This is a genomic window from Myxococcaceae bacterium JPH2 (assembly GCA_016458225.1).
In the GTDB taxonomy this organism is placed as follows: domain Bacteria; phylum Myxococcota; class Myxococcia; order Myxococcales; family Myxococcaceae; genus Citreicoccus.
Map to the genome: position 1 here is coordinate 219,673 of JAEMGR010000007.1, position 24,603 is coordinate 244,275.

Annotated in this window: 19 protein-coding genes; 9 read left to right on the forward strand and 10 right to left on the reverse strand. The window is 70.9% G+C overall.

What is annotated here, in order from left to right:
• Positions 1-2: 2 nt before the first annotated feature.
• Positions 3-347 carry a hypothetical protein gene (locus JGU66_14535; GenBank protein MBJ6761989.1) on the reverse strand — a complete coding sequence of 115 codons (345 nt, stop codon included), beginning with the start codon at positions 345-347 and terminating at the stop codon, positions 3-5.
• 40 nt (positions 348-387) lie between these two features.
• On the opposite strand from JGU66_14535, the gene JGU66_14540 reads away from it, so the two are divergent.
• Positions 388-1,716, forward strand: coding sequence for a tetratricopeptide repeat protein (locus JGU66_14540; protein ID MBJ6761990.1), 1,329 nt, complete (start codon positions 388-390; stop codon positions 1,714-1,716).
• Here the strand turns inward: JGU66_14540 and JGU66_14545 are convergent.
• Together JGU66_14545 and JGU66_14550 are read right to left on the reverse strand one after the other, a co-directional pair.
• Positions 1,694-3,019, reverse strand: coding sequence for an insulinase family protein (locus JGU66_14545; GenBank protein ID MBJ6761991.1), 1,326 nt, complete (start codon positions 3,017-3,019; stop codon positions 1,694-1,696). The two genes, JGU66_14540 and JGU66_14545, sit on opposite strands and share 23 nt — an antisense overlap.
• Positions 3,016-4,554 carry a HAMP domain-containing protein gene (locus tag JGU66_14550; GenBank protein MBJ6761992.1) on the reverse strand — a complete coding sequence of 513 codons (1,539 nt, stop codon included), beginning with the start codon at positions 4,552-4,554 and terminating at the stop codon, positions 3,016-3,018. The genes JGU66_14545 and JGU66_14550 overlap by 4 nt, the downstream gene beginning before the upstream one ends.
• Before the next feature lie 150 nt (positions 4,555-4,704).
• Between JGU66_14550 and JGU66_14555 the strand changes: the two genes are divergently transcribed.
• The gene (locus tag JGU66_14555) at positions 4,705-6,264 is read left to right on the forward strand and encodes a hypothetical protein (GenBank protein ID MBJ6761993.1); all 1,560 of its coding nucleotides are present in this window, start codon (positions 4,705-4,707) and stop codon (positions 6,262-6,264) included.
• Between the two features lie 19 nt (positions 6,265-6,283).
• Here the strand turns inward: JGU66_14555 and JGU66_14560 are convergent, their stop codons facing one another.
• From JGU66_14560 to JGU66_14575, 4 genes are all read right to left on the reverse strand, one after another.
• Positions 6,284-7,342 (reverse strand): hypothetical protein, encoded by a 1,059-nt coding sequence (locus JGU66_14560; GenBank protein ID MBJ6761994.1) that lies wholly within the window; start codon positions 7,340-7,342, stop codon positions 6,284-6,286.
• A 22-nt stretch (positions 7,343-7,364) separates the two neighbouring features.
• On the reverse strand, positions 7,365-9,641 hold the full coding sequence (locus JGU66_14565; GenBank protein MBJ6761995.1) for a hypothetical protein: 2,277 nt from the start codon (positions 9,639-9,641) through the stop codon (positions 7,365-7,367).
• A gap of 7 nt (positions 9,642-9,648) precedes the next feature.
• Entirely contained in the window at positions 9,649-12,141 is a 2,493-nt protein-coding gene (gene tssI, locus JGU66_14570) for a type VI secretion system tip protein VgrG (GenBank protein MBJ6761996.1), read from the reverse strand.
• A gap of 172 nt (positions 12,142-12,313) precedes the next feature.
• Positions 12,314-13,324, reverse strand: a complete 1,011-nt coding sequence (locus tag JGU66_14575; GenBank protein MBJ6761997.1) for a cell envelope biogenesis protein TolA — start codon at positions 13,322-13,324, stop codon at positions 12,314-12,316.
• 356 nt (positions 13,325-13,680) lie between these two features.
• Here JGU66_14575 and JGU66_14580 point away from each other — a divergent pair, with 356 nt between their 5' ends.
• Positions 13,681-14,556 carry a 2-oxo acid dehydrogenase subunit E2 gene (locus JGU66_14580; GenBank protein MBJ6761998.1) on the forward strand — a complete coding sequence of 292 codons (876 nt, stop codon included), beginning with the start codon at positions 13,681-13,683 and terminating at the stop codon, positions 14,554-14,556.
• A 7-nt stretch (positions 14,557-14,563) separates the two neighbouring features.
• On the opposite strand, the gene JGU66_14585 is transcribed toward JGU66_14580, so the two are convergent.
• Positions 14,564-15,484 carry a zinc metalloprotease HtpX gene (locus JGU66_14585; protein MBJ6761999.1) on the reverse strand — a complete coding sequence of 307 codons (921 nt, stop codon included), beginning with the start codon at positions 15,482-15,484 and terminating at the stop codon, positions 14,564-14,566.
• 174 nt (positions 15,485-15,658) lie between these two features.
• On the reverse strand, positions 15,659-16,066 hold the full coding sequence (locus tag JGU66_14590) for a hypothetical protein (GenBank protein MBJ6762000.1): 408 nt from the start codon (positions 16,064-16,066) through the stop codon (positions 15,659-15,661).
• 170 nt (positions 16,067-16,236) lie between these two features.
• Here JGU66_14590 and JGU66_14595 point away from each other — a divergent pair, with 170 nt between their 5' ends.
• The 5 genes from JGU66_14595 to JGU66_14615 are packed head-to-tail and all read left to right on the forward strand — an operon-like array spanning position 16,237 to position 21,684.
• Entirely contained in the window at positions 16,237-17,295 is a 1,059-nt protein-coding gene (locus JGU66_14595) for a type 2 isopentenyl-diphosphate Delta-isomerase (GenBank protein ID MBJ6762001.1), read from the forward strand.
• 32 nt (positions 17,296-17,327) lie between these two features.
• A complete protein-coding gene (locus JGU66_14600; GenBank protein MBJ6762002.1) occupies positions 17,328-18,656 on the forward strand; it encodes a hydroxymethylglutaryl-CoA reductase, degradative in 1,329 nt (442 codons plus the stop codon).
• A 13-nt stretch (positions 18,657-18,669) separates the two neighbouring features.
• Positions 18,670-19,608, forward strand: coding sequence for a mevalonate kinase (gene mvk / locus JGU66_14605; protein MBJ6762003.1), 939 nt, complete (start codon positions 18,670-18,672; stop codon positions 19,606-19,608).
• Between the two features lie 10 nt (positions 19,609-19,618).
• Entirely contained in the window at positions 19,619-20,605 is a 987-nt protein-coding gene (gene mvaD / locus JGU66_14610; protein ID MBJ6762004.1) for a diphosphomevalonate decarboxylase, read from the forward strand.
• The gene (locus JGU66_14615; protein ID MBJ6762005.1) at positions 20,605-21,684 is read left to right on the forward strand and encodes a phosphomevalonate kinase; all 1,080 of its coding nucleotides are present in this window, start codon (positions 20,605-20,607) and stop codon (positions 21,682-21,684) included. The genes mvaD and JGU66_14615 overlap by 1 nt, the downstream gene beginning before the upstream one ends.
• Positions 21,685-21,688: 4 nt before the next feature.
• On the opposite strand, the gene JGU66_14620 is transcribed toward JGU66_14615, so the two are convergent.
• A complete protein-coding gene (locus JGU66_14620; protein ID MBJ6762006.1) occupies positions 21,689-22,855 on the reverse strand; it encodes a BamA/TamA family outer membrane protein in 1,167 nt (388 codons plus the stop codon).
• A 231-nt stretch (positions 22,856-23,086) separates the two neighbouring features.
• Between JGU66_14620 and JGU66_14625 the strand changes: the two genes are divergently transcribed.
• Positions 23,087-24,598 (forward strand): alkaline phosphatase family protein, encoded by a 1,512-nt coding sequence (locus JGU66_14625; protein ID MBJ6762007.1) that lies wholly within the window; start codon positions 23,087-23,089, stop codon positions 24,596-24,598.
• The last annotated feature ends 5 nt before the right edge of the window (positions 24,599-24,603 follow it).

The following is a 24,603-nucleotide window of genomic DNA, read 5'->3' on the forward strand; positions in this document are numbered from 1 at the left end:
CGCTACGCGGCCTCGTCACGGAACTCGAGCGCGTCTCGGACGCCGGGCAGGTTGGCGAGCAGCTCGAACTCCGCGGCCTGGAGCATGGAGACGCGCCGACCCGCCAGCCGCTCCATGAGCAGCTCCAGGCGGTGCTCGCCCGCCGGGTTGACGCGGCGGGAGATGCAGGCCCGCCGCCCCTCGGCCTGGCAGGCCAGGATGTCCTTCTGCAGGCTGCGCAGGCGCCGGAACACCTTCAGCGCCATCCGCCCCTCCGGTGTGTCGAAGGTGTGGAAGTGCCTGTTGCGAGACAGGGGCTTGCTCGGATCATGGAGCCTCTCCACGAGGCGCCGGACGAATGGGTCCATCGACGGGAGAGGATAACATCCGCTACCCTGCGCCTCAGTGATGCCTCGACGATTTTTCCTTCGGCCATGGGCGCTGGCGCTACTCCTCCCGCTTGCTTGCAAGGACCCGGAGACTGTCGCCGCGCAGACGCAGGCACAAACCGCGCAGACGGCGCTCGCCGAGGGCAAGGCGGCGCTGGCCAGCGGCAACACCAGCCGTGCCATCGCCGCGCTCCAGCGCGCTTCCGTCGCGGCACCGGAGAGCGTGGAGCCGCTGCTGCTCTTGTCCGATGCCCATCAACAGGCGGGCAACCCGGGCGCCGCCATCCTCACGCTGAAGCAGGCCGAGGCGCTCGCGCCGGGGACGGACCCCGTCATCCAGAAGCAGCTCTCCAACCTCTACCTGCGCGAGGGGCACTCCTCCGAGGCCCTGGCCATCCTCCTGGCCCTGCGGGACGCGGATCAGCTCCGCGACGAGGAAGTGCTGTCGCTGGCTCGACTCCAGGCGCGCATGGGCGATGTGGATGCCGCCTTCAAGACGCTGGAGCGAATCCAGACGGACCGTCCGGATGACCCCGGCGCCAAGGTGGTGGAAGCGGACATCCTCCTGCGCCGAGGGGATGAGGTGCTCGCGGCCAACCTCATGGACCGGCTGCTGAACCAGGATCCGGGCCTCACCGCCGCTCGGCTCCTGCGCGCGCACTACTTCCTGACCAGCGGCTATCCGGACCTCGCCCTGGCGGACCTGCAGGGCGTGCCGGCCGAGGAGGGCAAGAAGCTGGAGGTCGTCGCGCTGCGGGCCCAGGCGCTCATCGCGCTCAAGCGCGCCCCGGAGGCCGAGACGGCGCTCAAGGCGCTGCTGGACGCGGAGCCCGGCAACGCGGACGCCATGGCCTGGTTGGCCGAGGTGTCCCGCGTGCAGGGCCGCGAGTCCGAGGCGCTCCAGTGGGTGGACCGCTCGTTGCGCGTGCGCCCGCGGCTGGCCCAGGCCCTCTATGTGCGCGGCCGCGTGCAGGAGCAGCAGTCGGACCGGCGCGCCGCCGAGGAGAGCTTCCGCCACGCGCTGAGCGCCGACGCCACCTTCGCGCCCGCGCTCTCGCGCGTGTGGCGCATCCACCTGGACGCGGGCCGCAAGACGGACGCCATGTCCACGCTGGAGCGGTTGTTGGGCCTGGGCGAGGCCACGCCGGAGGAGAAGGCCACCCTGGCGGACCTCTCCGCGCAGCTGGAGACTCAGGTGCCGCGCGGCAAGAAGCTCATCGAGGAGCTGCTCAAGCGCGAGCCCGCCAACCCCGAGTACCTGCGCATTCGGAAGGCGCTCGACAACGCGACCCCGAAGACGCGCAAGCGCCCCGTGGGGCCCGTCATCATCCGAGGGAGCCGGCGCTGAGGATGGGCGTGCCCAGGGAGGGCAGCCCGTCTGCATCCGCGACGACCTTCTCCAGCGCCTTGATTCCCTTGCGCTGGCCCACCGCGACCACCGTGAGGTTCTCGCGCGCGAAGTAGCGGCGCGCCACCTCACGCACGTGGGCCGCGGACTGGCTGTCCACCAGGTCCGCGCGGTGGTTGAATGTCTCGGGCGGGCGGAAGAGCTCCGTGCCGCCGAACCACCCGGCCAGCTCGCCCGGCGAGTCCTGGGAGAACTCCAGCAGCATGCGGTGACGCCGCTTGGCGCGCCGCAGCTCCTCCTCGCCCACTTCCTGGTCGCACAGCGCGCCCAGCACGCGGAAGGCCTCGGCCACCACGAGCGACGCCTTCTCCGGCGCGCTGGCCGCTTCAATCTCCAGCAGTCCCGCGTCGTGGTACGTGTCCAGCGCCGCGTTCACCGAGTACGCCAGCCCGCGCTTCTCCACGATTTCGAAGGGCAGCCGCGAGGACAGGCCGTCATCCAGCAGGCGGCGCAGAATCTGGAGCGCGGCGTAGTCGTCGTGCTGCTCGGGCACGGTGCGGAAGTTGAGGCGGAACTCCGTCTGGGCCTCGTCGTGCGCCACGAAGTGGAAGGTGGGGCCGCGCGGCGTGTCGGGCGGGGCCTCCTCGGTGGTGGCGGGGCCTCGCGGCAGGTGCGCGAAGGCGCGCTCGGCCAGCTCCATCACCTCCGTGTGCTTCACGCGGCCCGCGGCGGTGATGACCAGGTTGCCGGCCACGTAGTGGCGCGCGAAGTGCTCCAGCACCTGCGCATGGGTGAGGGCCGTGACGGACTCCCGCGTGCCGGCGATCTTCAGCGCGAGCGGGTGGTTGCCGAACAGCGCGCGCTTGGCGAGGTTGTCCAGGTCGATGTCCCGACCCTTCTCGTCCACCTCGTCCAGCATCTCCTCGAGGATGATCTGCCGCTCCACCTCCATGTCGGTGAGGCGGGGGCGGGTGAGCATGTCGCCCAGGATGTCCATGCCCACGCGCAGATGGTCGGGGTGCAGCGGCGTGTAGTAGTAGCCGTGATCCCGCGTGGTGACGCCGTTGAGGTTGCCGCCCACTTCCTCCACCGCCGCGTTCATCCGCACGGTGTCCGGCCAGTTCGCGCTGCCTCGGAAGAAGAGGTGCTCCAGGTAGTGGCTGACGCCGTTGTTGGCGAGCAGCTCGTGGCGGCTGCCGGTTCGCACGTACACGGCCAGCAGGGCGGTGTGGAGGTGGGGAGTCTCGACGGTGACGACGCGCAGCCCGGAGGGCAGCACATCCCGATACGGTGCGAAGCTCATGCGCGAGGAAGCCTTAACACGAAGGTCGTCCCCTGGCCGGGAATACTCTGGCAGGAGAGCGAGCCGCCGTGAGCCTGGAGGATCTGCTGGCTCACCGCGAGCCCCAGGCCGGTGCCGCCCTCCTTGGTGGTGAAGAACGGCTCGAACAGGTGCTGGCGGACCTCCGCCGTCATGCCTCCGCCGGTGTCCTGGACCGTCACCTCCACGTCGCGCTCGCGGGGGAGGGTGGCGACGCGCAGCCGGCCGCCCTCGGGCATGGCCTCGCGGCTGTTGCGCAAGAGGTTGAGGAACACCTGCCGCAGCTGCCCCTCGTCCGCGAGCACCCGGGGCGTGTCGGGCGTGAAGTCGCGCACCACCTCCACGCCCGCTCGCGCCAGCTCCTCACGGGTGAACTCCAGCACCCCGTTGAGCACCTGGGTGATGTCCTCGGGCTCCAGGTCCGGGCGCGGCGGCCGCGCCATGCGCAGGTACTGCTCGGTGACCTCCGTGAGTCGGTCCACCTCACCCGTGACGGCGGCCAGCAGGTCCCGGGCCTCGGAGCCCGTCTCGGCCGGGAAGCGGGCCTCGGCGAGGGCATCCTGGAGCAGCTCCACGTTGAGGCCGATGGAGGACAGCGGGTTGCGCACCTCGTGGACGATCTGGGCGGAGATGCGGCCCACGGCGGCGAGCTGCTCGGCGCGCATGAGGGCCTCGGCCTGGGCCTTGATCTGCGCCTCGCGCGCTTGGAGCGAGTGCGCCATCTGGTCGAACTCGCGAGCGAGCACCGCCACCTCGTCATCGCCGCGCACGCCGAGCTGGGCGTTGTAGTCGCCGCGCGCGATGCGGGACACGCCCTCGATGAGCGTGCGCACCGGGCGCAGCGTGCGCGCGGACCAGGCGGTGGCGCCCAGGCCCACGCCGATGGCCATGACGGACAGGGTGATGATGGCCAGGCCCGTGCGGCGCTCGCGCTCCTCCGCGCCGTCCACGCGCTCGCGGATGCGGTTCTCCAGGGTGGTGCGCAGCACGCTCAGCTCGCGGCTGATGGTGCTCTCCACCTGACTCAGGTCTCCCATGGAGCGCGCGAGCGCCACGTGGTCCGGGGCGTCCGCGGCGAGCACCGCGTAGACGGCCTCGGCGGCGCGCCCGTAGGCCTCGTATTGGTGGGCCAGCTCTCCGAAGCGCGCGTCCAGCCCTCGCACGAAGGGCATCTCGCCGCTGGGCGCGAAGGAGAGCACCTCGCGGGCGCGGGCGCGGGCCGTGCCGAGCCGCTGCGCCATGTGCGGCGGGAAGTAGAGGCGGGTGAGGCGGATGAGGGCGCGGCGCGTCTCCACGCTGTTCTGATCGAACAGCCGCTCGGTGTCCTTCTTCTGGTTGTTGTGGAGGGCTTCCAGCTCCGCGGCGTCCTGCGAGAGCTGGAGGTAGCCCTGGCTGACGAGGCGGATCTCCAGCCGGTTGCGGTGCAGCTCCGTCACGCTGAACAGGGACACCGCCCCGAAGGTGACGAGCACCACCGCGTAACCAAGGAAGATGCGGGTGGCGAGCGAGAGCTTCATTCGGGAGCCGGCCGGGACTGGCCGTGGAACGTCATCGCTACGCGCCCCGGCGGCCAAGCGCAAGTCATCCGTCCACTTCCCGGGCCTCCGGGTGTCGGGCTCGACAGCCCCCGCTCCCCTGGGGGGCGGGCCTGCTAGCGTGGGGCCTCCATGTCCGCGCGAACCCTCCTCTGGCTCCTGCCCGCCTCCCTCGTGGCCTCCCTCTGCGCGTGCGGGTCGCGCGAGGCGGCCACCGACCTGGACCTCATCACCACGGCGTGCAGCGGGACGGCGCCGCTCGATGGGGTGACGCACCTGGCCTTCCGCGTCAGCGGGCCGGACATGGCGCCCCGCGAGCACATCGGCACCGTGCGCTGGGCCCCCGAGGACGTGCCCGAGGTCCCCGCGGGCCGCGCGCGCGTGCTGGAGGTGCGGGGCTATGTGGGCTCGCCCGGGGCGCACCCGGTGAGCGTCGCGCTCGGGCGCTCGGCGCCGTTCGATGTGCCGGAGAGCGGGACGGGGCGCGTGGCGGTGCGGGTCTTCCTGCGGCGCGTGGGCGAGTTCGCCTCGGCCAACGTCGCGAGCAACCCCACGGGCTGCGCCGTGCCGGGCACACAGCGCGCGGGGCACACCGCTACGGCGCTGCCGGATGGCCGCGTGCTGGTGGCCGGGGGCTACCTGGACGTGGGAGATGGCACCACGCAGGGGCTGGGTTCAGCGGAGTACTTCGACCCTCGTGAGGGGACCTTCACCCCCGCGCCCGACGTGGGGGCTCGCGCCTTCCACACCGCGACGCTCCTGCCGGATGGGCGCGTGCTCCTCGCGGGAGGCGACACGGGCATCTCCGGCCCGGGCGCCCCCGACGCGGGCTCCCGCATCGTCCCTGAGTCCCTGCGGAGCGCGGTGCTCCTGGACGTGGCCCAAGACACCGTGAGCGCGATGACGCTGGCCCTGCCGCGCGCTCACCACACGGCCGCGGTGGACGCCGAGGGCCATGTGCTGTTCGTCGGCGGCGTCAACACGGACGGGTCGACGGTGAGCACCGCGGAGGGCTTTGACTCGGCGCAGTCGCAGGGCTTCGCGGTGCCCACGTCGGTGCCGCGCGTGGACGGCCGGCTGGCAGTGCTCCCGGACGGGCACACGGTCGCGCTGGTGGGTGGGGCCGAGGGCGGCAGGGTCCAGGCCCGCGTGCCCACCTTCGCGTTCGTGGACGGGACGTTCGCGCCTCAGGGCGACGGCCCCTTGTTGCAGGTGCCGCGCACGGGCGCCGCGGTGGCGTGGATGGGGCGGGCGTTGTCCGAGGGGCCTCGGCTGTTGGTGGTGGGAGGCCAGGTGGCGACAGGACAGCGCTCGCGGACCGTCGCGGCCTCCGAGCTGTTGGACGTGGGCGATGACGGCCTGCGAGGCGTGGCCTCGGGGCCCAACCTCGCGTCGCGCGCCAATGCCTGCGCCGTGTCGTTGCCGGATGGGCGCGTGCTCGTCCTGGGCGGCTCCCGGCCGGATGAGGACGGCGTCATGCGCGCGGTGGATCAAGCGGATTGGGTGCAGCCCGAGGCGGACGGCGCCTCGGTGGCGCTGTCACTTCCACCGTTGCCACAGCCCCGCTGGCGGCACACGTGCACCGCGTTGCCGGACGGCTCGGTGCTGGTGGTGGGCGGGGTGGATGACAGCCAGGGCGCCTCGCGCTTCCCCGTCGAGGCGCTGGTGGTGATGCCCCCGCCGCGCGACTGACGCGGACGGGGACGGGGCCTCACTTCGGGAAGGCCCAGCGGGTGATCTGCTGCTGGCGCGTGGAGAGGGCCGCCAGCGCCAGCGGCGCGCGCGTCCACACGAGCGTCTTCACATCCTCCAGCGGCCCGAGCAGGTGCGGCGGCCCCACCGTGTCCATGACCTGCTGGGCGTAGAGCCGCGCGGGCCCGGGCTCCGTCTGCGTGTAGAAGATCCATCCGCCGTCGGGAGAGAACTCGCCCAGCTTCACGCGCTCCAAGGGGGACAGGCGCGCCAGTGGCTCCAGCTTCGCCTCACGCTCGTCCCAGGTGGCGCGCCACAGTCCGCCCACGTCCTTGTCCGCCGGAGTGAGGCCCGCCACGGTGAAGATCGCGAGCGGGCGCGTGGGGTGCAGCCGCAGGCGATCCAACCGCATGCTGGCGGACAGGAGTCCCGCGAGCGCGCGCGGCAGCGGATGGTCCACCGGGCCCTTCAGCGTGGGCCCGAGCACCTGCACCTGGTTGTCCTTGCGCAGCACCAGCACGCCATGGCCCGCGTCCCAGACGAAACCGCCGTCGGTGCCCATGTCGAGCTGGCCCACCGTCTCGGCCTCCAGCCCGCTCAGGTCGAGCACCCGCAGGCGGAAGTCCGCCTTGCCCGTGTCCAGGTAGTTCGTGAGGTCGCGCACCAGCACCGCGATGCGCCGAGGCTCCACGGAGAGCCACCGCGCGGTCATCGGCGTCTCCTCCATCGTGTCCGCCGCCAGGTGGAGCTGATGTTGGCGCTTGGCCAGGTCGTAGATGACGAGCAGCCGCGTCTGCAGGTACGCGCACGTGTCGGGGAGCACCGCCGGCGTGATGCCTTGCAGGCTGCCGCCGGATACCTGCGGCAGATAGCCGCGCTCGACCTTGGTGAGCTGCGCGGAGGACTCGCCCAGCTCCAGGAGGCGCAGCGTCTCGTCGAAGAGGATGGCGGCCGCGCAGCCCGGGCGGGGCGTGGGCATCACCAGCGCGAGCTGCTCGGCTGTCACCGGCAAGGCGTAGCGCTTCGCCTGGGTGGGGAAGGGCACGCTCTGGCCCAGCGTCAGGGGTGCGGAAGGCATGCGGAGGGCTCCGAGGAGACGTTCACGACGTGGGCACCACGTTCACGAAGCGGACCTGATCCAAGTACAGCTTCCCCTTGTCGTCTCCCGCCGCGCTCTCCACCTTCTCGAGCACCGCCGCGAGGTTCTTCAGGATGGGGTAGTTGCGCGTCATCCGCTCGGACGTCTGGGAGAAGCGCTCCTCCTTCTCCTCCTCGCTCAGGGGGGCCTCGTTGACGAAGGCCTCGATGCCCGCCTTGAGGTTGTCCGCGATGAGCGGCAGCCGGTAGAAGCGCATCGGGTTCACCACCGCGAACTGGTAGAAGAGGTTCACCTTGCGCGGGAGGTTCAGCTCCTTCTCCACGTAGGACAGCCCCTCGATGGTCTCCTGGTACCACTTCGAGTAGCTCTTCTTGGACGCGAGGATCATGTACCAGTCGCTGCCGAACATGATCTTCGTCAGCATGTTCTTGTTCGCCTTGCACGCCTTGGCGAGCCCCTGCCACATGAGCGGCAGCTTCTTGTCCTTCACCATCTTCCGCAGCGCCTTCTCCTCCTGCTTGGAGCGGGCGGGGTAGGGGGTCAGCGGCTCCAGGAGCGGCAGGTACGACAGGTCCGTGTAGAAGTTCTCGAACTTGTCGCAGAGGTCCACGATGGACGTCACCCAGTTCTTCTCGTACTCGACGTCATCCAGGTCGCGGCACTTCGCGTTCTCGTCCTTGAGGTAGTGCGACCACAGGCACGTGTCCGAGGCGAAGTGCGCCAGGCACAGCTTGAGCTTCGGGTGCTTCTCCAGGAGCGGGCGCCACGCCTCCGGATGCAGGTGTTTCTCCTTGAAGTACTTCAAGCGCAGGGGCGGATCCTGCTCCATCTTCGCCAGGTCTCCGCCCGCCCGCTTGTAGCGCGCGGAGATTTCCTCGTGGTTGCGCAGCGCGCGCGCGACGCGCTCGTAGTCCTCGCCCGTGTCTTCCAGGGCCGTGCGCGCGTCTTCGTATTCGCCGTAGTGCTTCCAGTACTCGGCGGGGAGCATCACGCCCATGTCGGCCGCGAGCATGCTGTGCTGCTGGTACAGGTACGGGTTCAGCGCCAGGCCCTTCTCCGAGCAGTAGTCCTTGAAGGCCTTCTCCTTCTCCTTGTGGACGGCCTGGGCATCCAGGTACGCGTCGCGCTTCTTGCGCCCGTCCTGGTAGGCGTCCTTGTCCGCCTGGCTGAGCGTGTCGGCGGCCGCGGGGTCCAGCTCGATGTAGAGCCGGCGATCATGCGTGAAGTGCCCGGACGGCGTGCAGTGGGTCATGATGGGCACGCCCTCCTGCGCGCACCGCGCGAAGAACTTCGCCAGGCTGGGCACGTGCGGGTCGATGGGCTGATACGCCTGCGACGTGTACATCTTGAAGCCGGCGAACATGCCCGCTTGCGACTCCGTGGCCAGCTCCGAGAAGGGCCGGTCCCAGTTGGGCGCGAGCGCCGCTTCCGTGAAGGACTTCTCCTGCCCCGTCCACTTCGAGTAGCGGCGCGGCTCGTAGTGGTACATGGGGATGAGGCGCAGCGGGTGCTCGGCGCAGGCCGTCTTCGTGGCCAACAGCTGCGCGCTCCACTGCTCGAACAAGCCCCACTCCGCGGGGTGCGCCGCACCCTCGTCGGGTCGCTCGTTCACGTCGGCCGTCAACCGCGTGCTGTACGTGTAGATCTTCTTCGTGCTGCCTTTGACCGGCTGCTCCGAGTAGACGGTCTGCCCCTTGTAGCCATCGAGCTGGCACAGGTCCATGTCCATGGTCAGCACGATGGAGATGCCCAGGAAGGACGGCCGCGAGTCGCGCAGCTCCTTCACGGTGTCCATCTTGCGGAACACGGCAGGCACGCTGTCGTTCTGGTCGACGGTATCCTCGCCAATCTTCAGCGTGTGGCGCGGGGACCAGCCGAGGAACGGCATGAAGAAGCTGAAGATTTTGCCAACCTTGTTGAGGGCACTGCGCGAGCTCGCTGGCGACAGGAATCCGCCCATGCGCGGCTCGATTTGCGTGTAGTAGGCCACCGGGAACGGCGTGCAGTTGCCGCTCATGATGTGCATGTGCGCGTCGATGATGACGGGCGCGAGCGGCAGCTTCTCCGAGGCCAACAACGTCGCGCTGGAGCCGCTGGGCAGCTCGATGAACGCGTCCGGGATGGTGACGGAGTCGCCGGGTTGGATTTCGTTGGGGCCGCGCTTGCCGCGCAGCGCCTCATTGGCCTTGTGCTCGTAGATGCTCTTCCAGTCCTTGAACCCGAAGAGCGAGGCGAGGCCGTGGGGCGTGTCGCCGTCCTGCACGGTATAGTTCTTCATGGTGCCCTCAGCTCTTGGAGACGCCTGCGTCCAGGTCGGGGAAGGACATGCGGCAGTTGCCCGGGGGGACGTCTTTCAGCTCGGCCTTGCCGCTGCCATCGAGCGTGCCCTTGCGCACGGTGCCGTCCGGTAGCTCCATCTCGTACTTCACGTTGGCGAGCGACTTGCCGTCCTGCCCCTTCATCTGCACGGACATGGGGCCTGGCTTCGCGTCCTCCAGCTTCTGGATGTCCTTGAACTTCTGCTTCTTGGACTTGAGCGAGCCCGCGGCCTCCAGCTTCACCTTGCTGCCCTTGATCTTCACTTCCTTGCCATCGAGCGTGAGCTTCTCGGCGTAGAGCTGGACGTTGCCGGACTTCTCCACGCTCAGGATGAGGTGTTCCCCCACGGTGAGGGTGAACAGCTCGGCTTCCACCTTGAACGTCTTGGCCATCCACGACAGCAGCTCCACCACCTTGAGCTGCGAGTCGCCGCCGGCCTTTTCGTTGAGGTCCTTGCCCAGCGTCTGGTTGAGCGCGCCCTTCACCTCGGTGACGAAGTCCGAGCCCACCTTGCGGGAGAAGTCCTTCTCCACCGTCTCCTGCTTGGTGCCGACGACGAACTCCGTGGCCGCGCCGCCAATCTGCAGGCTGCGCAGTCCGCCCGTCGCCTCGTTCATCGCGAGCGCGACGTTGACCACGTAGCCCCCGCCAATCGTCATCGCGCGCGCGGCGCCCACGTTCATCGTGGAGGCCAGGCTCGTGTCGACGCGCTCGGTGCCCGCGACGGTGATGGTCTGGTTGCCCTCCACCGCCTCGCTGTGGCTGCCCTGGGTGGCGGACGTGCGGTTCTGCTGGACGAGCAGCGTCTGGTTGCCCTCGACGATGCCCACGTCGTCCTTGGTGACGGAGAGGAACTGGTTGCCGTCGATGGTGCGCTTGCGGTCCTTCTTCACGAGCAGGGCCTCGTAGGCGCGCACCTCCTGCTCCTTGTCGTTCTCCGTGACGAGCTTCTGGTCCTTCTGCGCGTGGTGGAAGACCTCCTCGGAGCCCTTGGCGTCCTCGAAGCGCAGCTCGTTGAAGCCCTGGCTGCCCTTGCTGGACGCGCTCTTGTTGGTGCTCTTGGTCTTCTCGTCCGGGAGCGCGTAGGGCGTGGGGTTGTTGCCGTTGTAGACGGCGCCCGCGACGAGGGGGCGATCCGGATCTCCCTCCAGGAAGCGCACCACCACCTCCTGCCCGATGCGCGGCGTGAAGCTCGCGCCCCAGGCGGGACCGCCCCAGGCCTGGCTGGTGCGCATCCAGCACGAGGCCCGGTCATCGCCCTGGGCCTCGCGGTCCCAGTGGAACTGGACCTTGATGCGGCCGTGCGTGTCCGTGTGGATCTCCTCGCCGCCGGGGCCCACCACCGTGGCCGTCTGGAGGCCAGGGATGCGCGCCAGCGGCGTGAGGCGCCGCGGCCGGAAGGGGACGTTCTCCGGGAGGAGCTGGAGCTGGTTGCGGTAGATGCCACCGAGCGCCTCGGCGCTGCCCGACCGCTCCTGCTGCTCGCCGTGGTGCAGCACCTGCGTGACGAGGTAGCGGCCCGCGTGCGTGCCGCCGCTCTCGTCCACCTCCAGCAGGTGGCCCGCGGTGGCGCGCGGACACACGCCCTCGGCGTCGAGCGTCAGCGCCGACTGCGCGGCCTCCTGCGCGCGCACCCGCGCCGTGGCCTTGCCGGTGCCGGGCGCGACGTAGCCGCCGGGATAGTCATACAGCTCCAGGGCCGGGACGCCCTCGGCCTGGGTGGCCTTGCCGGACACGTCCAGCGCGGGCTTCTCGAAGTCGAAGTCCTTGAGGTGCACCGCGCCGGGGCGCAGGCGGTGGATGCGAGAGAGCTGGACGAGGTGCTCGCCGGACTCCACGCGCCGGTCGTTGGGGCGCACCGGGAGGGTGGCGCCCGCCGCGGGCTCGGGATGCGCGCTGGGCGTGTCGCCGAGCACGAGCGTGTGTCCATCCGCGGTGTGCTCGAAGAAGTAGAAGATGCCCTCCCACTCCATCAGCCGGCTGATGAAGGCGAAGTCGGATTCGCGATACTGCGTGCAGTACTCGCGCGCCGCGTAGCTGCCCTGGAGCGCGACGCGCGTCTCCACCTTGGCGGCGTCCAGCACGGCCTTGAGGATGTCCGGCACGGACTTGTTCTGGAAGATGCGGCTGCGGCTCACCTGCGTCAGTCGCCAGAGCGTGGGCACCACGCGCGCGCGATAGCGCCACCGCCCTCCGCGCTGGCCCAGCGCCTCCACCGAGGACACCATCCCGTGCACGTGGCGCGGAGTTCCGTGAGGCTGCTCCACCGTCAGCAGGGCCGCCGCGCCCGGCATGGCGGACGCGTCCAGCGGGCCCTCGGCCCACGGCGCGAAGTCGACCGTGAAGTCGTAGAGCCGGCTCAGGCCCTCCTGGCCCGCCAGTCGATGGACCACCAGCTTTTCGGCTTCATGAGGCCCCACCCGCAGCGAGAACGCGGGTGAATTCTGCGTGGCGGCCATGAGGCTCCCCCTGTCGTGACACCTGCGACCGGCCACGCATGCTACCAGGAGTGAAACCTTCCAATACACAGCCACCGGCGCTTTTCCCGTGCGCACCAGGGGCCCGCAAATGAAAAGCCCCCCGGCCGAATGGGCCGGAGGGCGGGGGACAACCCGGGAGGGGGGCCGGGGATCAGGCGCTGGGCGCCGTCTCCGCGGGCTTGGCCTCGGTCTCCGGGGGCGCGTCGGTGGGGGCGGAGGCCTGGGCGGCCTGGGCCTCGGACTCGGCGCGCACGCGGGAGGTCTCCTCGGTGCGCTGGTCGCTGGCGGCCATCTCCTCGGGCGTCAGCTCCGTGCGCTCGGCGAGCATGCCCGTCTTCTTCTCCAGGTCACGGATGGCCCGGCGAATCAGGTCACGCTCCAGCAGCGTCCGGTTCAGGCGCTTCTCCAGCGCCTTGTACTTGTCCTTCATCAGGTCCAGCTCGCCCTTGGTGGCGGCGTAGATGCGCTGCTGGGTGTCCGCGCGACCCTTGACGCGGCGCACTTCCTTCTCCAACTCCACGGCCCGGCTGCGGTCCTTGTTGGCCGCGGTCTCCAGGCGCTCCATCTTCTCGCGGTCCGCGTCGTTCAGCTCGCGGAAGCGGCGCACGGGCTCGGCGGCGGGCGCCGGGGTCGGCTGCGGCGCGGCGGCGGGGGCCTCGGTGGCCTCCGGAGCGGGCGCGGCGGCGACGGGCTGCGCCGGGGCGGGCGTGGCGGCGGGCTGCGCCGGGGCATTGTCACGGCGACGGCCACCGCGGGACTCCGTCTCGGAGCGCAGGCGGGCGTTCTCGGACAGGGCGTGGGCCAGCTCCTCGCGGGTGCGCTCGAGCTGCTGGCTCGCGCTGCGCTCGACCTCGGCGCGGGCCTTCACCAGGTCCTCGCTGCCCTTCTCACCCTCGCGCTGCTCGAAGAGCTTGCGCTTGCTCTGCTTGAGCTGCTCCTTGACCTCCTGGAGCTGGGCCCGCTGTTCGTCCAGTTCCTTCTGCTTGCGCTGGAGCTCCGACTCCGCCTTGGCGCGCGCCTTGGATTCAGTCTCCAGCTCGCCACGGACAGTGGGGGACGACACGGACGCCGGGCCTGTGCCCGCCGAGCCGCGATCGCCGAAGAGCAGGATGCCGAGCGTCACGGCAAACCCGATCGATACGAGGATGAGTGCAACCAGCACGAGAATAACCTCCGGAATGCAAAAAGCGGGGCAGCCTAACGCCCGAACGCGGCCCGTCAAGGGGCCGATGCCGGACGCCCGCCCTGGGGGCTCTCTATGCCTTGGAGGAGGGGGGCCTGCACACCCGAAACTGGCCTCTGCTGTCCTGGCGGCGGGCGACCGGGCCCGTGCTCGCCCGCCTCGGTCCCCGGGAGGGCCTGGGGCGCGCATGTTGGACGGGGGACGGTGGGCGAGGCCCGCGTGCGTGTCGCGGTGCGGCAGGTGTCAGTGCCTCGCGAGGGCCTTTCCTTCGTGAGCGAGGAGCCGCGACACTGGCGGGCCCCACCGTGCATGCCACCCAAGGAGGGCCTGCGGCCATGGCGCACCTGGACCTGATTCCGAAGCGGGACGTGTCGAGCTTCCGCAAGCTGGCGATCGGCACCTGGAAGACGGCGTATGACCCGACCGTCTACGGCACGCTCACCGTGCGCATGGACAAGGCCATGGCCTACATCGAGGCCTTCCGCCAGCGCACGGGCATCCGGCTGACGGTGACGCACCTGGTGACGAAGGCGATGGCCGAGGCGCTGCACCGCTGCCCGGACGCCAACGCCATCCTGCGCTTCAACCGCATCTACCTGCGCAAGCAGGTGACGCTCTCCACGCTGGTGGTGCAGACGGACGACGGCGACGGGAAGGTGGACCTCACCTCGGCGCGCATCGAGGACGCGGACAAGAAGAGCCTGCGGGAGATCGCCGCGGACCTGGAGGAGGCCGTGCGCCGGGTGCGCGAGCGGCGCGACGCGGCGCTGGAGCGGGGCAAGAGCACGGTGCAGCGCATCCCGTACCTGTTCCTCAACGCCTTCACGTGGCTCTTGTCCTTCTTCATGTACACGCTGAACCTGGACCTGCGCCGGTTGGGGATGCCCAAGGACGCGTTCGGCTCGGCCATCATCACCAACGTGGGCTCGCTGGGCTTGGACACCGCCTACGTGCCGCTCGCGCCGTACACGCGCGTGCCCATCTTCATCGCGCCGGGCGCGGTGAAGGAGGTGCCGGTGGTGGAGGACGGCCGCGTGGTGCCGGGCAAGGTGATGAACATCAACGCCACGTTCGACCACCGCTTCATCGACGGGTTCCACGCGGGCGTGCTCGCCAACACGATGCGCGAGATGCTGGAGAACCCGTTCGAGCGCTTCGATGCGCTTCCCGAGCCGAGCCGCGAGCCCGTCGCTCCCGGGCTCGCGGGCTGAAGGCCCGTCAGTACGCGTACTCCCAACCGCCGCGCTCGCGCGTCCCGCCTCGGCGCGCGCCCATCTCCCGCAGGCGCCGCACGCGCTCGGGGATGGGCGGGTGCGTGGAGAACAGCGACATCACCCCGCCGTGGTGCAGCGGGTTGACGATGAAGAGGTGGGACGTGGCGGGCGCGCGGTCGTAGGGCATGGCCTCGGCGCCGCGCTCCAGCTTGAGCAGCGCGCTGGCCAGCGCGTCGGGGTCTCCCGTCAGCTCCGCGCCCGTGGCGTCCGCGCCGTACTCGCGCGAGCGACTCACCGCGAGCTGCAGCAGCGTGGCCGCCAGGGGCGCCACGAGGAGCAGGCCCAGGTTGGACAGCGTGCTCGCGAGCCCGCCTTCCCGCTCATCGCCGCGGCTGAGCATGCTGCCGCCGAACCAGAACAGCATCTGCGCCGCGTAGCTGATGATGCCCGCGAGCGTCGCCGCCACCGTGCCGATGAGCGTGTCGCGGTTGCGCACGTGGCCCAGCTCGTGCGCGAGCACGCCCTCCAGCTCGCGCTGGTCCAGGATGTCGAGGATGCCCGCCGTCACCGCCACCGCCGCGTGGCTCGGGTTGCGTCCGGTGGCGAACGCGTTGGGCTGCGCGGTGGGCAACAGATAGACCTTGGGCTTGGGCATGCCCGCGCGCGCCGCCAGCCGCTCCACCAGCTGGTGCAGCCAGGGCGCCTGCTCATAGGGAATGGGCTGCGCGCCGTGGATGGCCAGGGCGATGCGGTCGCTGAACCAGTACGAGCCGAAGTTCATCACCACCGCGAACAGGCCCGCCATCATCAGGCCCTGCGCGCCGCCCAGCCGCTGACCGATGAGCAGCACGAGCGCCGTGAGGCCGGCCAGCAACACCGTCGTCTTGAGCGCGTTGCCCACGCGGTGCCAGCCGCCTCCCTTCAGCGGCGGACCGTCCACGCGCCGAGCCGCCTGCTCCGTGCTCCCGTTCGCCATGGCTCTCTCCGTGCCTTTCGCCTCCCGAGGGAGGGCTTTCGGAGAACGTAAACAGGGGCAGGGGAGCGTCAATGCGAGCGGGTGCGCGCGGCCCTGGGTCTCCCGCGGCTCACGGGCGGGTCATCAGAGGTAGAAACGGTCGACGACGCCCGCGGTGCGCTGGAGGATGGCGCTCCAGCCCAGCCAGACATCCACGCCCGAGGCCTGGGCCTGCGGCTCGGAGCCCAGCGCGCCGAGCGAGCCCGTGCACCCCGCGACGGTGCCCAGCCCGGACTCGCGCACGTGCTCCAGCAGCGCGCGCACCGTGGGCATCTGACGCGCCTCGAAGCGGTCGGAGATGTCCTCTCGGCCGGCGAAGTCCGGCTCGTCCAGGCGATCCTGGAGGAAGCGCTCCAGGGCCCACCAGAACAGGTACACCTCCACGCGGCGGCCCATGGCCACCGCCGCGGCGGCGATGGACAGGCCCTGGTGGACGCGGTCGTAGTCCCCGCTATGCAGGAAGACGATGACCTTGGGTGTGGGCACGCTCACGGGGTCCGCTCATACCGTTCGCGGGCGTGCTCCGTCCATTCATGGCCACCGGCCGACCACCCGGGCCCTTTGGCTTGCACCCCGCCCCCCCCGCTTGCTAGGAAACCCACGCCCATTCGGGCACTTACGCGACACTTCCAGGCCCCAACCGGGCGGCGGGCTCAAGCGAGATGGGCGAGGACACGACGGCCAGGCGCAAGGATTCCCACCTCGACCTTTGCGCTACCGGTGAAGTCGAGCCCCGCGAGAACCGCACCCTTTTGGAGGATGTCCGGCTCGTTCACTGCGCCATGCCGGAGCTGGCGGTGGACGAGGTGGACCTGTCGGCGAGCTTCCTGGGCAAGCGCCTGCGCTACCCGCTGCTCGTGACGGGCATGACGGGCGGCACCGAGCGCGCGGGCGCCGTGAACCGGGACCTGGCGCTCCTGGCCGAGCGCAACGGGCTGGCGTTCGGCGTGGGCAGCCAGCGGGCCATGGCGGAGGACACGGCGCGCGCGGCCTCGTATCAAGTGCGCGACGTGGCGCCCACCGTGGCGCTGGTGGGCAACATCGGGCTGTACCAGGCGGTGGGGCTGGGCGTGGACGGCGTGCGTCGGCTGGCGGACGCCATTGGCGCGGACGGCATGGCGCTGCACCTCAACGCGGGCCAGGAACTCACCCAGCCCGAGGGGGATCGCGACTTTCGCGGCGGCTACCCGGTGGTCGAGGGGCTGGTGCGCGCGTTCGGCAATCGGCTGCTCGTGAAGGAGACCGGGTGCGGCATCGGCCCGGAGGTCGCGCGGCGGCTCGCGGAGCTGGGCGTGCGGAACATCGACGTGTCGGGACTGGGTGGCACGTCGTGGGTGCGGGTGGAGCAGCTTCGCGCGCGGGGCGTGCAGGCCCAGGTGGGCGCCGAGTTCAGCGGCTGGGGCATCCCCACCGCGGCGGCGATCGCCACCGTGCGCCGCGCCGTGGGCCCGGACGTCTGCCTGGTGGGAAGCGGCGGGCTGCGCACCGGGCTGGATGTGGCCAAGGCCATCGCGCTGGGCGCGGACCTGGGTGGGCTGGCGCTGCCGCTGTTCCGGGCGCAACAGGCGGGTGGACTCGAGGGCGCCGAGGAGGCGCTCCAGGTCATCCTCGCCGGGCTCCGGCAGGCGCTCGTCCTGACGGGCAGCAGAAGCTGCGCTGAACTGCGGCAGCGACCCCGGGTGATTTTCGGAGAGTTGAAGGATTGGATGGCGGCGCTGTAGAGGGGTGCCGTGACGCAGTGGGAAGGAAGACAATGTCTGACACCGTGACGTCCCGGCTCTCCGGGTTCCACAAGCTGCCGCTGGAGGAGCGCCATGCGCAGCTCGCCCGGATGTTCCGGCTCACGCCCGAGGACTTGGCGCAGTTGCGAGGTGTCGAGGGGCTCGACCTGGGGCTGGCCAACCAGATGATCGAGAACGCGGTGGGGACCTTCTCCCTGCCGTTGGGCCTGGGCCTGAACCTCTCCGTCAACGGGCGCGACTACCTGGTGCCCATGGCGGTGGAGGAGCCGTCCGTCGTCGCCGCCGTGTCGTTCGCCGCGAAGATCGTCCGCGAGTCCGGTGGCTTCACCGGCGAGGCCGACGACTCGATGATGATCGGCCAGGTGCAGCTGACGCGGTACGGGGATCCGAACGAGGCGACCGAGAAGATCCTCGCCGTCAAGGAGCAGATCCTCGCGCTGGCCAACAGCTTCCACCCGAGCATGGTGGCGCGCGGCGGTGGAGCCCGGGATGTGGAGGTCCGCCTGCTGCCGGCGCCCGAGGGCCCGCGCGGCGAGCCGCTGCTCATCGTCCACCTGATCATCGACACGCAGGAGGCGATGGGGGCCAACCTCATCAACACGATGGCCGAGGGCGTGGCACCGCTCATCGAGCAGGTGACGGGCGGCAAGGTGTACCTGCGCATCCTGTCCAACCTGGCGGACCGCCGACTGGCGCGCGCCACGTGCCGCATCCCCGTGCCCATGCTGGCGGACTTCGAGATGCCGGGCGAACTCATCGCCGAGGGCATCGCGCAGGCCAGCCGCTTCGCGCAGGCGGATCCGTACCGCGCGGCCACGCACAACAAGGGCGTGATGAACGGCATCGACTCGGTGGCCATCGCCACGGGGCAGGACTGGCGCGCCATCGAGGCCGGGGCGCATGCCTTCGCGTGCCGGGATGGTCAGTACCGTCCACTGTCCTCCTGGTACCTGGAGGAGGGGCACCTGGTGGGCCGCATCGAGCTGCCCATGGCGCTGGGCACGGTGGGCGGGCCCATCAAGGTCCACCCGGGCGTGCAGGTGGCGCTGAAGCTCTTGCGCGCCAACAGCGTGCGCGAGCTGTCCATGGTGTTCGCCGCGGTGGGGCTGGCGCAGAACTTCGCGGCGCTCCGGGCCCTGGGCTCGGTGGGCATCCAGAAGGGCCACATGGCCCTGCACGCGCGCTGCGTGGCGGTGACGGCGGGCGCGCGCGGGGACTGGGTGGAGAAGATTGCCAACCTGCTGGTGAAGGCCGGGCACGTGAAGGTGGAGAAGGCGCGGGAGATCCTCGCGAGCCTTCCCGCCGACGAGGCGCGGGCCGCCACCGGAACCACTGGCTGACCTGGGCGCGCCCATGGCTCCTGCACCGACTCCCTTCGTCACCTTCGGCGCTGGCAAGGTCATCCTGCTGGGCGAGCACAGCGTGGTGTACGGCCACGCGGCCCTGGCGGGACCGCTCTCTCAAGGGGTGACGGCGCGCGGCGTGCCCGCGCGCAAGTGTCAGCTCTCGCTCCCGGCGGAGCTGTCCCGGCCGCAGCGCAAGCTGCTCACCCAGGCCTTCGCCCGCGCGGCGAAGCTGGTGGGTGAGCCGCCCGTGAAGGTGACGCTGGAGCCCAAGCTGCCCTTGTCCATGGGGCTGGGCAGCTCGGCGGCGCTGGCGGTGGCCACGTCGCGGCTGCTGCTCCAGGCGGCGGCCCTTCCCGCGAAGCCCAAGGACGTGGCGCGCGTGGCGTGGGAGATGGAGCAGGAGTTCCACGGCACGCCCTCGGGCGTGGACCACACCACCAGCGCGGAGGAGCAGCTCATCCTCTATCGCCGCGTGCTGGACGCGAGCCCCGCGACGGGCCGCGCTCGCGTGGTGAAGAGCCCTCGGGCGCTGAAGGTGCTGGTGGCGCTCGCCGGCGAGCGCAGCCCCACGAAGGTGACGGTGGGGGCGCTGCGCGAGCGGCAGAAGCGTTGGCCGGAGCGCTACAAGCGGCTCTTCACGGAGATTGGCCGACTGGCCGCCGAGGCCGCGCGCTCGGTGGAGGCCGGTGACCTGGAGGCGCTGGGGGACGCGATGAACGTCAACCACGGTCTCCTGGCGGCCCTGGGGCTGTCCTCCCCCTCATTGGAGGACATGGTGTACCGCCTGCGCGCGCTGGGAGCGCTGGGCGCCAAGCTCACCGGGGCCGGCGGCGACGGGGGCGCTGTCATCGGCCTCTTCCTCGAACCTGAACCCGTGGTGGAGACACTCACCCGCGCGGGCGTGCGCTGCTTTGCCAGCCAGCTCGCGGGGCCGCGGGCGTTGTGAGAGTCCTTGCATGAAAGCGACTGCGCTGGCGCATCCGAACATCGCCCTCGTGAAGTACTGGGGGAAGCGCGATGACGCCCTCATCCTTCCGCACCAGTCCAGCCTGTCCCTGACGCTCGCGCCCATGTCGGTGACGACGACGGTGGAGTTCGGCGTGGCGGCGGAGCAGGTGGAGATCAACGGCCACGTGTCCAAGGGCAGCGAGCGCGATCGCGTGCTGCGCCTGTTGGACGCGCTGCGCGCCGAGGGACGCCAGGAGCTGGGCCCGGCCCGCGTGGTGTCTCGGGGCGACTTCCCCATGGCGGCGGGCCTTGCCAGCAGCGCGGCGGGGTTCGCGGCGCTCGCGGTGGCGGCGCGCGCGGCGGCGGAGCTGCCCGCGGATCCGAAGTCCGCCAGCGTGCTGTCGCGGCTGGGCAGCGGCTCGGCGTGCCGCAGCGTGCAGGGCGGCTTCTGCGAGTGGCAGCGGGGCGAGCGCGCGGATGGCGCGGACAGCTACGCGGTGCAGCGCTTCGACGCGGGCCACTGGCCGGAGCTGCGCATGGTGGTGGCCATCCTCGACCGCGGCGAGAAAGAGGTGAAGTCGCGGGACGGGATGAAGCACACGGTGGACACCAGCCCGTACTACCCCGCGTGGGTGAAGGACGCGGAGGCCGAGGTGCCGCGCGCGCGAGACATCATCGCGCGTCGCGACCTGGAGGCGCTGGGTGACCTCTGTGAGCGCAACGCGTGGCGCATGCACGCGACGTCCTTCGCGGCGGATCCACCGCTCAGCTACATGAGCGCGGCGACGCTCGGGCTGATCCAACACCTGCGCGAGCACCGCAAGAAGGGCATCCCGGTGTGGTTCACGCTGGACGCGGGGCCCAACCCGGTGCTGCTCACGGACGCGGCGCACGAGGTGGCGGCCGAGGCCCTGGCTCGCGCGTGCGGTGCGCTGGACGTGGTGCGGTGCGTGCCGGGCGGCGACGCGGTGCTGCGCACGGAGCACCTCTTCTGATGGACCGGGCCCTCTCCGCGCCCGGCAAGCTGTTCGTCTCGGGCGAGTACGCGGTGCTGTGGGGCGGCGTGGCGCGAGTGGCCGCCGTGGCGCCGCGCACGCACGCGTACGTGCGCCGCCGAGCCGATGCGCGGGTCCACGTGTGCCTGGAAGAGGGCACGCTCGCTGGGAGCACCACGCCCCTGGGCGTTCGCTGGGAGCGTGAGGTGCCCGCGGGCTTCTCCTTCGTGGCGCGCACCCTGGACGAGGCGCTGCGAGCGCACGGCCGCGCCAGCGTGGGGTTCGACCTCGCGATCGCGCCCGGAGCGCTCGGACCCAATGGCCACAAGCTGGGCATGGGCGGCAGCGCGTGCGCGACGGTGCTGGCGGCAGAGGCCTCGCGCTTCGTGCTGGAGGCGCGCTTCGATGCGCTGAAGCTCGCGCTGGTGGCGCACGCGCTGGGGCAGGGCGGCAAGGGCAGCGGCGGCGACGTGGCGGCGAGCTACTCCGGTGGCCTGTTGCGCTACCGCCGCTATGACGTGGCGCCGCTCGCGGAGGCGAGCAACACGGGCCGCTTCCTCGCCGCGCTCGCGGAGTCCGCGCCGGTGGATGCGTGGCGGCTGCCCGCGCCGCGCGTCGCCATGGCCTACGCCTTCACGGGCGAGAGCGCCTCCACCAAGGTCCTCATCTCGCAAGTGGAGGCCCGGCTGAGCGAGGCGGGCCGGAGCGACTTCGTGGCGCGCTCGGACGCGCTGGGCCTGGAAGTGGAAGCTGGACTGAGCGGCGGAGACTTCCGCGCCTTCACCGAGGCGGTGAAGGCTCAGCACGCGCTGCTGCTGGAGCTGGGCCCGCTGGAGACCGAGGGCATGCGCCGCGTGCTCGCGCTGGCTGGCGCCTATGGCTGCGCGGGCAAGATGTCCGGCGCGGGCGGGGGAGATGGCTGCATCCTCTTCGCGCCGGATGTCGCGGCCCGGGATGCGCTGCGCGAGGGCCTGGAGTCGCGCGGCTTCCTCACCCTGCCGCTGGACGTGGAGCCCGGCGTGCGTGGCGAGGCCGTGACGGATGCCCGGCTGCGCGGCTGGCTGGACGCGCGCGCCTGAGCGCTCAGAACATGTGCCCGAAGGTGATGTAGAAGCGCTGGCGTCCCGTCTCGGTGGAGCGCGCGTAGTCCAGGCGGACCACCGCCGCGCGCCGGGACAGGCGCACGCCGCCGCCGATGCCCGGGTGCCACTCGTGCCACGGGCCATTGGGCACGCCGGGGTGCCACACGCGGCCCAGGTCCAGGAACAGCACCACGCCCAGCTTCATGGGCTGCCCGAGGATGGACAGCTGCGTGGCCTGGTAGCGCAGCTCCGAGTTGCTGAAGGCCTTCACGTTGCCGGCGAAGCGGTTGCGCTCGATGCCGCGCACGCTGTTCATCCCGCCGATGCCCTCGGACACGTTCACGCCGCCCGTCATCGTCCACTCGAAGAAGGGCACCTCGCCGAACAGCATGTCCAGGGTGAGCCGCTGCGCGAACAAGAGCCTCGGTGACAGCTTCAGGTAGCGGCGCTCGCTGAGGGTGATGCCCGCATACTGGTAGCGGCTGAAGGTGGCGAGTCCCGACACGCGCAGCGACAGCTCCTCCACGCCGCCCGTCGTTGGATCCGACTCGTCGTCGCGCGTGTCCCAGAGCGCGCCGGCCAGGAGCTGTCCGTTGGGGCCGCCCTCGATGCCGATGGGCTTCTCCTGCGCCAGCACCGAGACGGCATACGGAGACACCTGCGTGTAGCGCCACCCGTAGCCCACGTAGGACTGGAGCGGGTGATTGGGGCCGAAGGGCCGTCCGCGCAGGCGCACCCAGAAGCCCGGGGAGCCCTTGTCGTAGTTGTAGCGCTCGTCATCCATGTCGCCCCGGAAGTCCGGGGCGGAGCGGTTGCCCGCGCCGAAGAAGGGACTGCGGTTCTCCCGTCGGTACTCCAGCCGCGCTTCCAACCGCAGCGGGCCAATGAGCTGCGGACCGTCGTAGCGCAGGTAGTGGTTCTGCGCGCCGTTGCTGGTGAAGAACACCTGGGCGCCGATGGCGTGCGCGTAGGGCGTCTTGCCGGGCGCGTACAGGTACATGCCGCCCACGCCGCCGTAGCCGAGGCCCTGGTCCGAGTTGAAGCTCACCAGTGGCAGCGCGATGGCGTCCATCGCGGGCGTCTTCTTCGCAGGCGTCAGCCCAGGCGCGGGCCGTCCCGCGGTGGCCGCGCCCAACGTGACGAGCAGGAGAACTGCGGGAACGAGCATCGAGACCCCGGTGAGCCCCACGAGGGGGCGGATCATTCCAGCCCGGGACGGAAGCTCTGCCCGCTCGCCCTCCAAGAGAGCTGCGCGGCCCCAGAAGTTCCCGTCCCCCCGGATGCCCATTTTCGCTGCCGGGGGAGGGGAGGCGTCAACCTCGTGCGCACCGCAAGCAACGTGAACAGCCCGCAAACTCAGGAATGGGCCCAGTCCTTGGTGTCCAGAATCGGGGCGAAGATTCCGCCGGTGGCGGCGCCGCGGTCCAGGAACGTGCTGCTGGTGCACTTGGACGGCGTACCCAAGGCCCTCCTGGACGAGGCGATTGTCGCCGGGAGGATGCCGTTCGTCGGGCGACTGGTTCGCTCGGGGGCATTTCACCTGGACGACGCTTTCTGGGGCGCTCCCACCTCCACGCCATTCTTCCAGGCGGGGCTGCTCTATGGCCTCCAGCACCCCAACCTGCCGGGCTACAGCTGGTTCGATCGTGAGCTGGGCCGCAAGGTTCAGATGAACACGCCCTCGGACGCGCTGGCGGTGGACGTGCGCCTGCGCGGCCTGGGGCGCACGAGCCTCCTCGACGGGGGCGGCCACACCTACTTCTCCCTCTTCCAGGCGGGCGCCGCCAACCGCCTCTGCATGAGCACGCTGGGCAGCTACAAGCTGATGGCGCGCTCGTTCTCGGCGGAGATGGAGGGGCTTCTGCCGGCGCGCACGCGCAGCGCCTGGGACTTCCTGCGCTCGTTCGGCATGGAGTCCTGGCTGGCCGCGCGCGAGGTGCTCACCTGGTCCGCCGCGCTGCGGGACTGGCGACACGAGGCGTCCTTCCTCCTGAGTCGCATCCTCTTGCAGCGGCTCGGGTGGAGCTTCGCGTTCACCAAGTCCCTGGTGGACCTGGTGCGCGGCGTGCCGTTCATCTACCTCGTGTACGGCAACTACGACGAGGTGGCCCATCGCCGCGGGCCGCGCTCGGCGCTGGCGCTGGAGGAGCTGTACCGGGTGGACCACGCGCTGGCGCGGCTGTACGCGGTGGCTCGCGCCGCGCCCACGCCCTACGACGTGGTGCTCGTCTCGGACCACGGGCACGTGGAGAGCCTGCCGCTGGAGCAGCGACAGGGGCGCCGCCTGGAGTCCGTGCTGCTGGAGGGGCCGCCCGAGACGCTCTCGGCGGACGTGGTGCGTGGGCTCCTGGATGGGCGCGCGCCCTTGCCCCCGGTGCTCCCGGCGCGAGAGCCCTTCACGCCCGTGGTCATCGAGGCGGGCAACTTCGCCCACGTCTACCTCTCGGGCGAGCCCGAGCCGCTGGAGGCGCGCGAGCTGCTCGCCCGGTACGGTGACGTGCTCGCGAGGGCCACGCGCAACCGGGACATCGGCATGGTGGCGGTGCGGCGCGGCACCCAGGCGGTGGTGATTGTGGGCGATGGCGTCTATGGCCCCGACGAGTTGGACCGCGCGCCGCTGGACAGCGAGTTCAGTCGCCGGGCCGTGGCGGACTTCCTGCTGGGGCTGCCGCGCATGGCCACGGCGGGGGACCTGGTGCTGTTCGGTCAGCCCGTGGGGCGGGGCGCCACGGTGGGCTTCGCCTGGGAGTTCGGCTCGCACGGAGGACTGACGCGCACGGAGGCCAACAGCCTGGTGTGCTGGCCCGCGGAGGCGCGGCTCGACCTGGGCGGGTTGGGGCACTGCTCCCGCCTTCATGAGCGGCTGGCCGAGGCCTACCTGGATCCGGCCCCGAGGCGCGTGGTGCTGTGACCGTG

Coding starts and splice junctions, on each gene's coding strand:
- JGU66_14535 (MBJ6761989.1), bottom strand. CDS start 347: ATGGACCCATTCGTCCGGCGCCTCGTGGAGAGGCTCCATGATCCGAGC.
- JGU66_14540 (MBJ6761990.1), top strand. CDS start 388: ATGCCTCGACGATTTTTCCTTCGGCCATGGGCGCTGGCGCTACTCCTC.
- JGU66_14545 (MBJ6761991.1), bottom strand. CDS start 3,019: ATGAGCTTCGCACCGTATCGGGATGTGCTGCCCTCCGGGCTGCGCGTC.
- JGU66_14550 (MBJ6761992.1), bottom strand. CDS start 4,554: ATGAAGCTCTCGCTCGCCACCCGCATCTTCCTTGGTTACGCGGTGGTG.
- JGU66_14555 (MBJ6761993.1), top strand. CDS start 4,705: ATGTCCGCGCGAACCCTCCTCTGGCTCCTGCCCGCCTCCCTCGTGGCC.
- JGU66_14560 (MBJ6761994.1), bottom strand. CDS start 7,342: ATGCCTTCCGCACCCCTGACGCTGGGCCAGAGCGTGCCCTTCCCCACC.
- JGU66_14565 (MBJ6761995.1), bottom strand. CDS start 9,641: ATGAAGAACTATACCGTGCAGGACGGCGACACGCCCCACGGCCTCGCC.
- tssI (MBJ6761996.1), bottom strand. CDS start 12,141: ATGGCCGCCACGCAGAATTCACCCGCGTTCTCGCTGCGGGTGGGGCCT.
- JGU66_14580 (MBJ6761998.1), top strand. CDS start 13,681: ATGGCGCACCTGGACCTGATTCCGAAGCGGGACGTGTCGAGCTTCCGC.
- JGU66_14595 (MBJ6762001.1), top strand. CDS start 16,237: ATGGGCGAGGACACGACGGCCAGGCGCAAGGATTCCCACCTCGACCTT.
- JGU66_14600 (MBJ6762002.1), top strand. CDS start 17,328: ATGTCTGACACCGTGACGTCCCGGCTCTCCGGGTTCCACAAGCTGCCG.
- mvk (MBJ6762003.1), top strand. CDS start 18,670: ATGGCTCCTGCACCGACTCCCTTCGTCACCTTCGGCGCTGGCAAGGTC.
- mvaD (MBJ6762004.1), top strand. CDS start 19,619: ATGAAAGCGACTGCGCTGGCGCATCCGAACATCGCCCTCGTGAAGTAC.
- JGU66_14615 (MBJ6762005.1), top strand. CDS start 20,605: ATGGACCGGGCCCTCTCCGCGCCCGGCAAGCTGTTCGTCTCGGGCGAG.
- JGU66_14620 (MBJ6762006.1), bottom strand. CDS start 22,855: ATGCTCGTTCCCGCAGTTCTCCTGCTCGTCACGTTGGGCGCGGCCACC.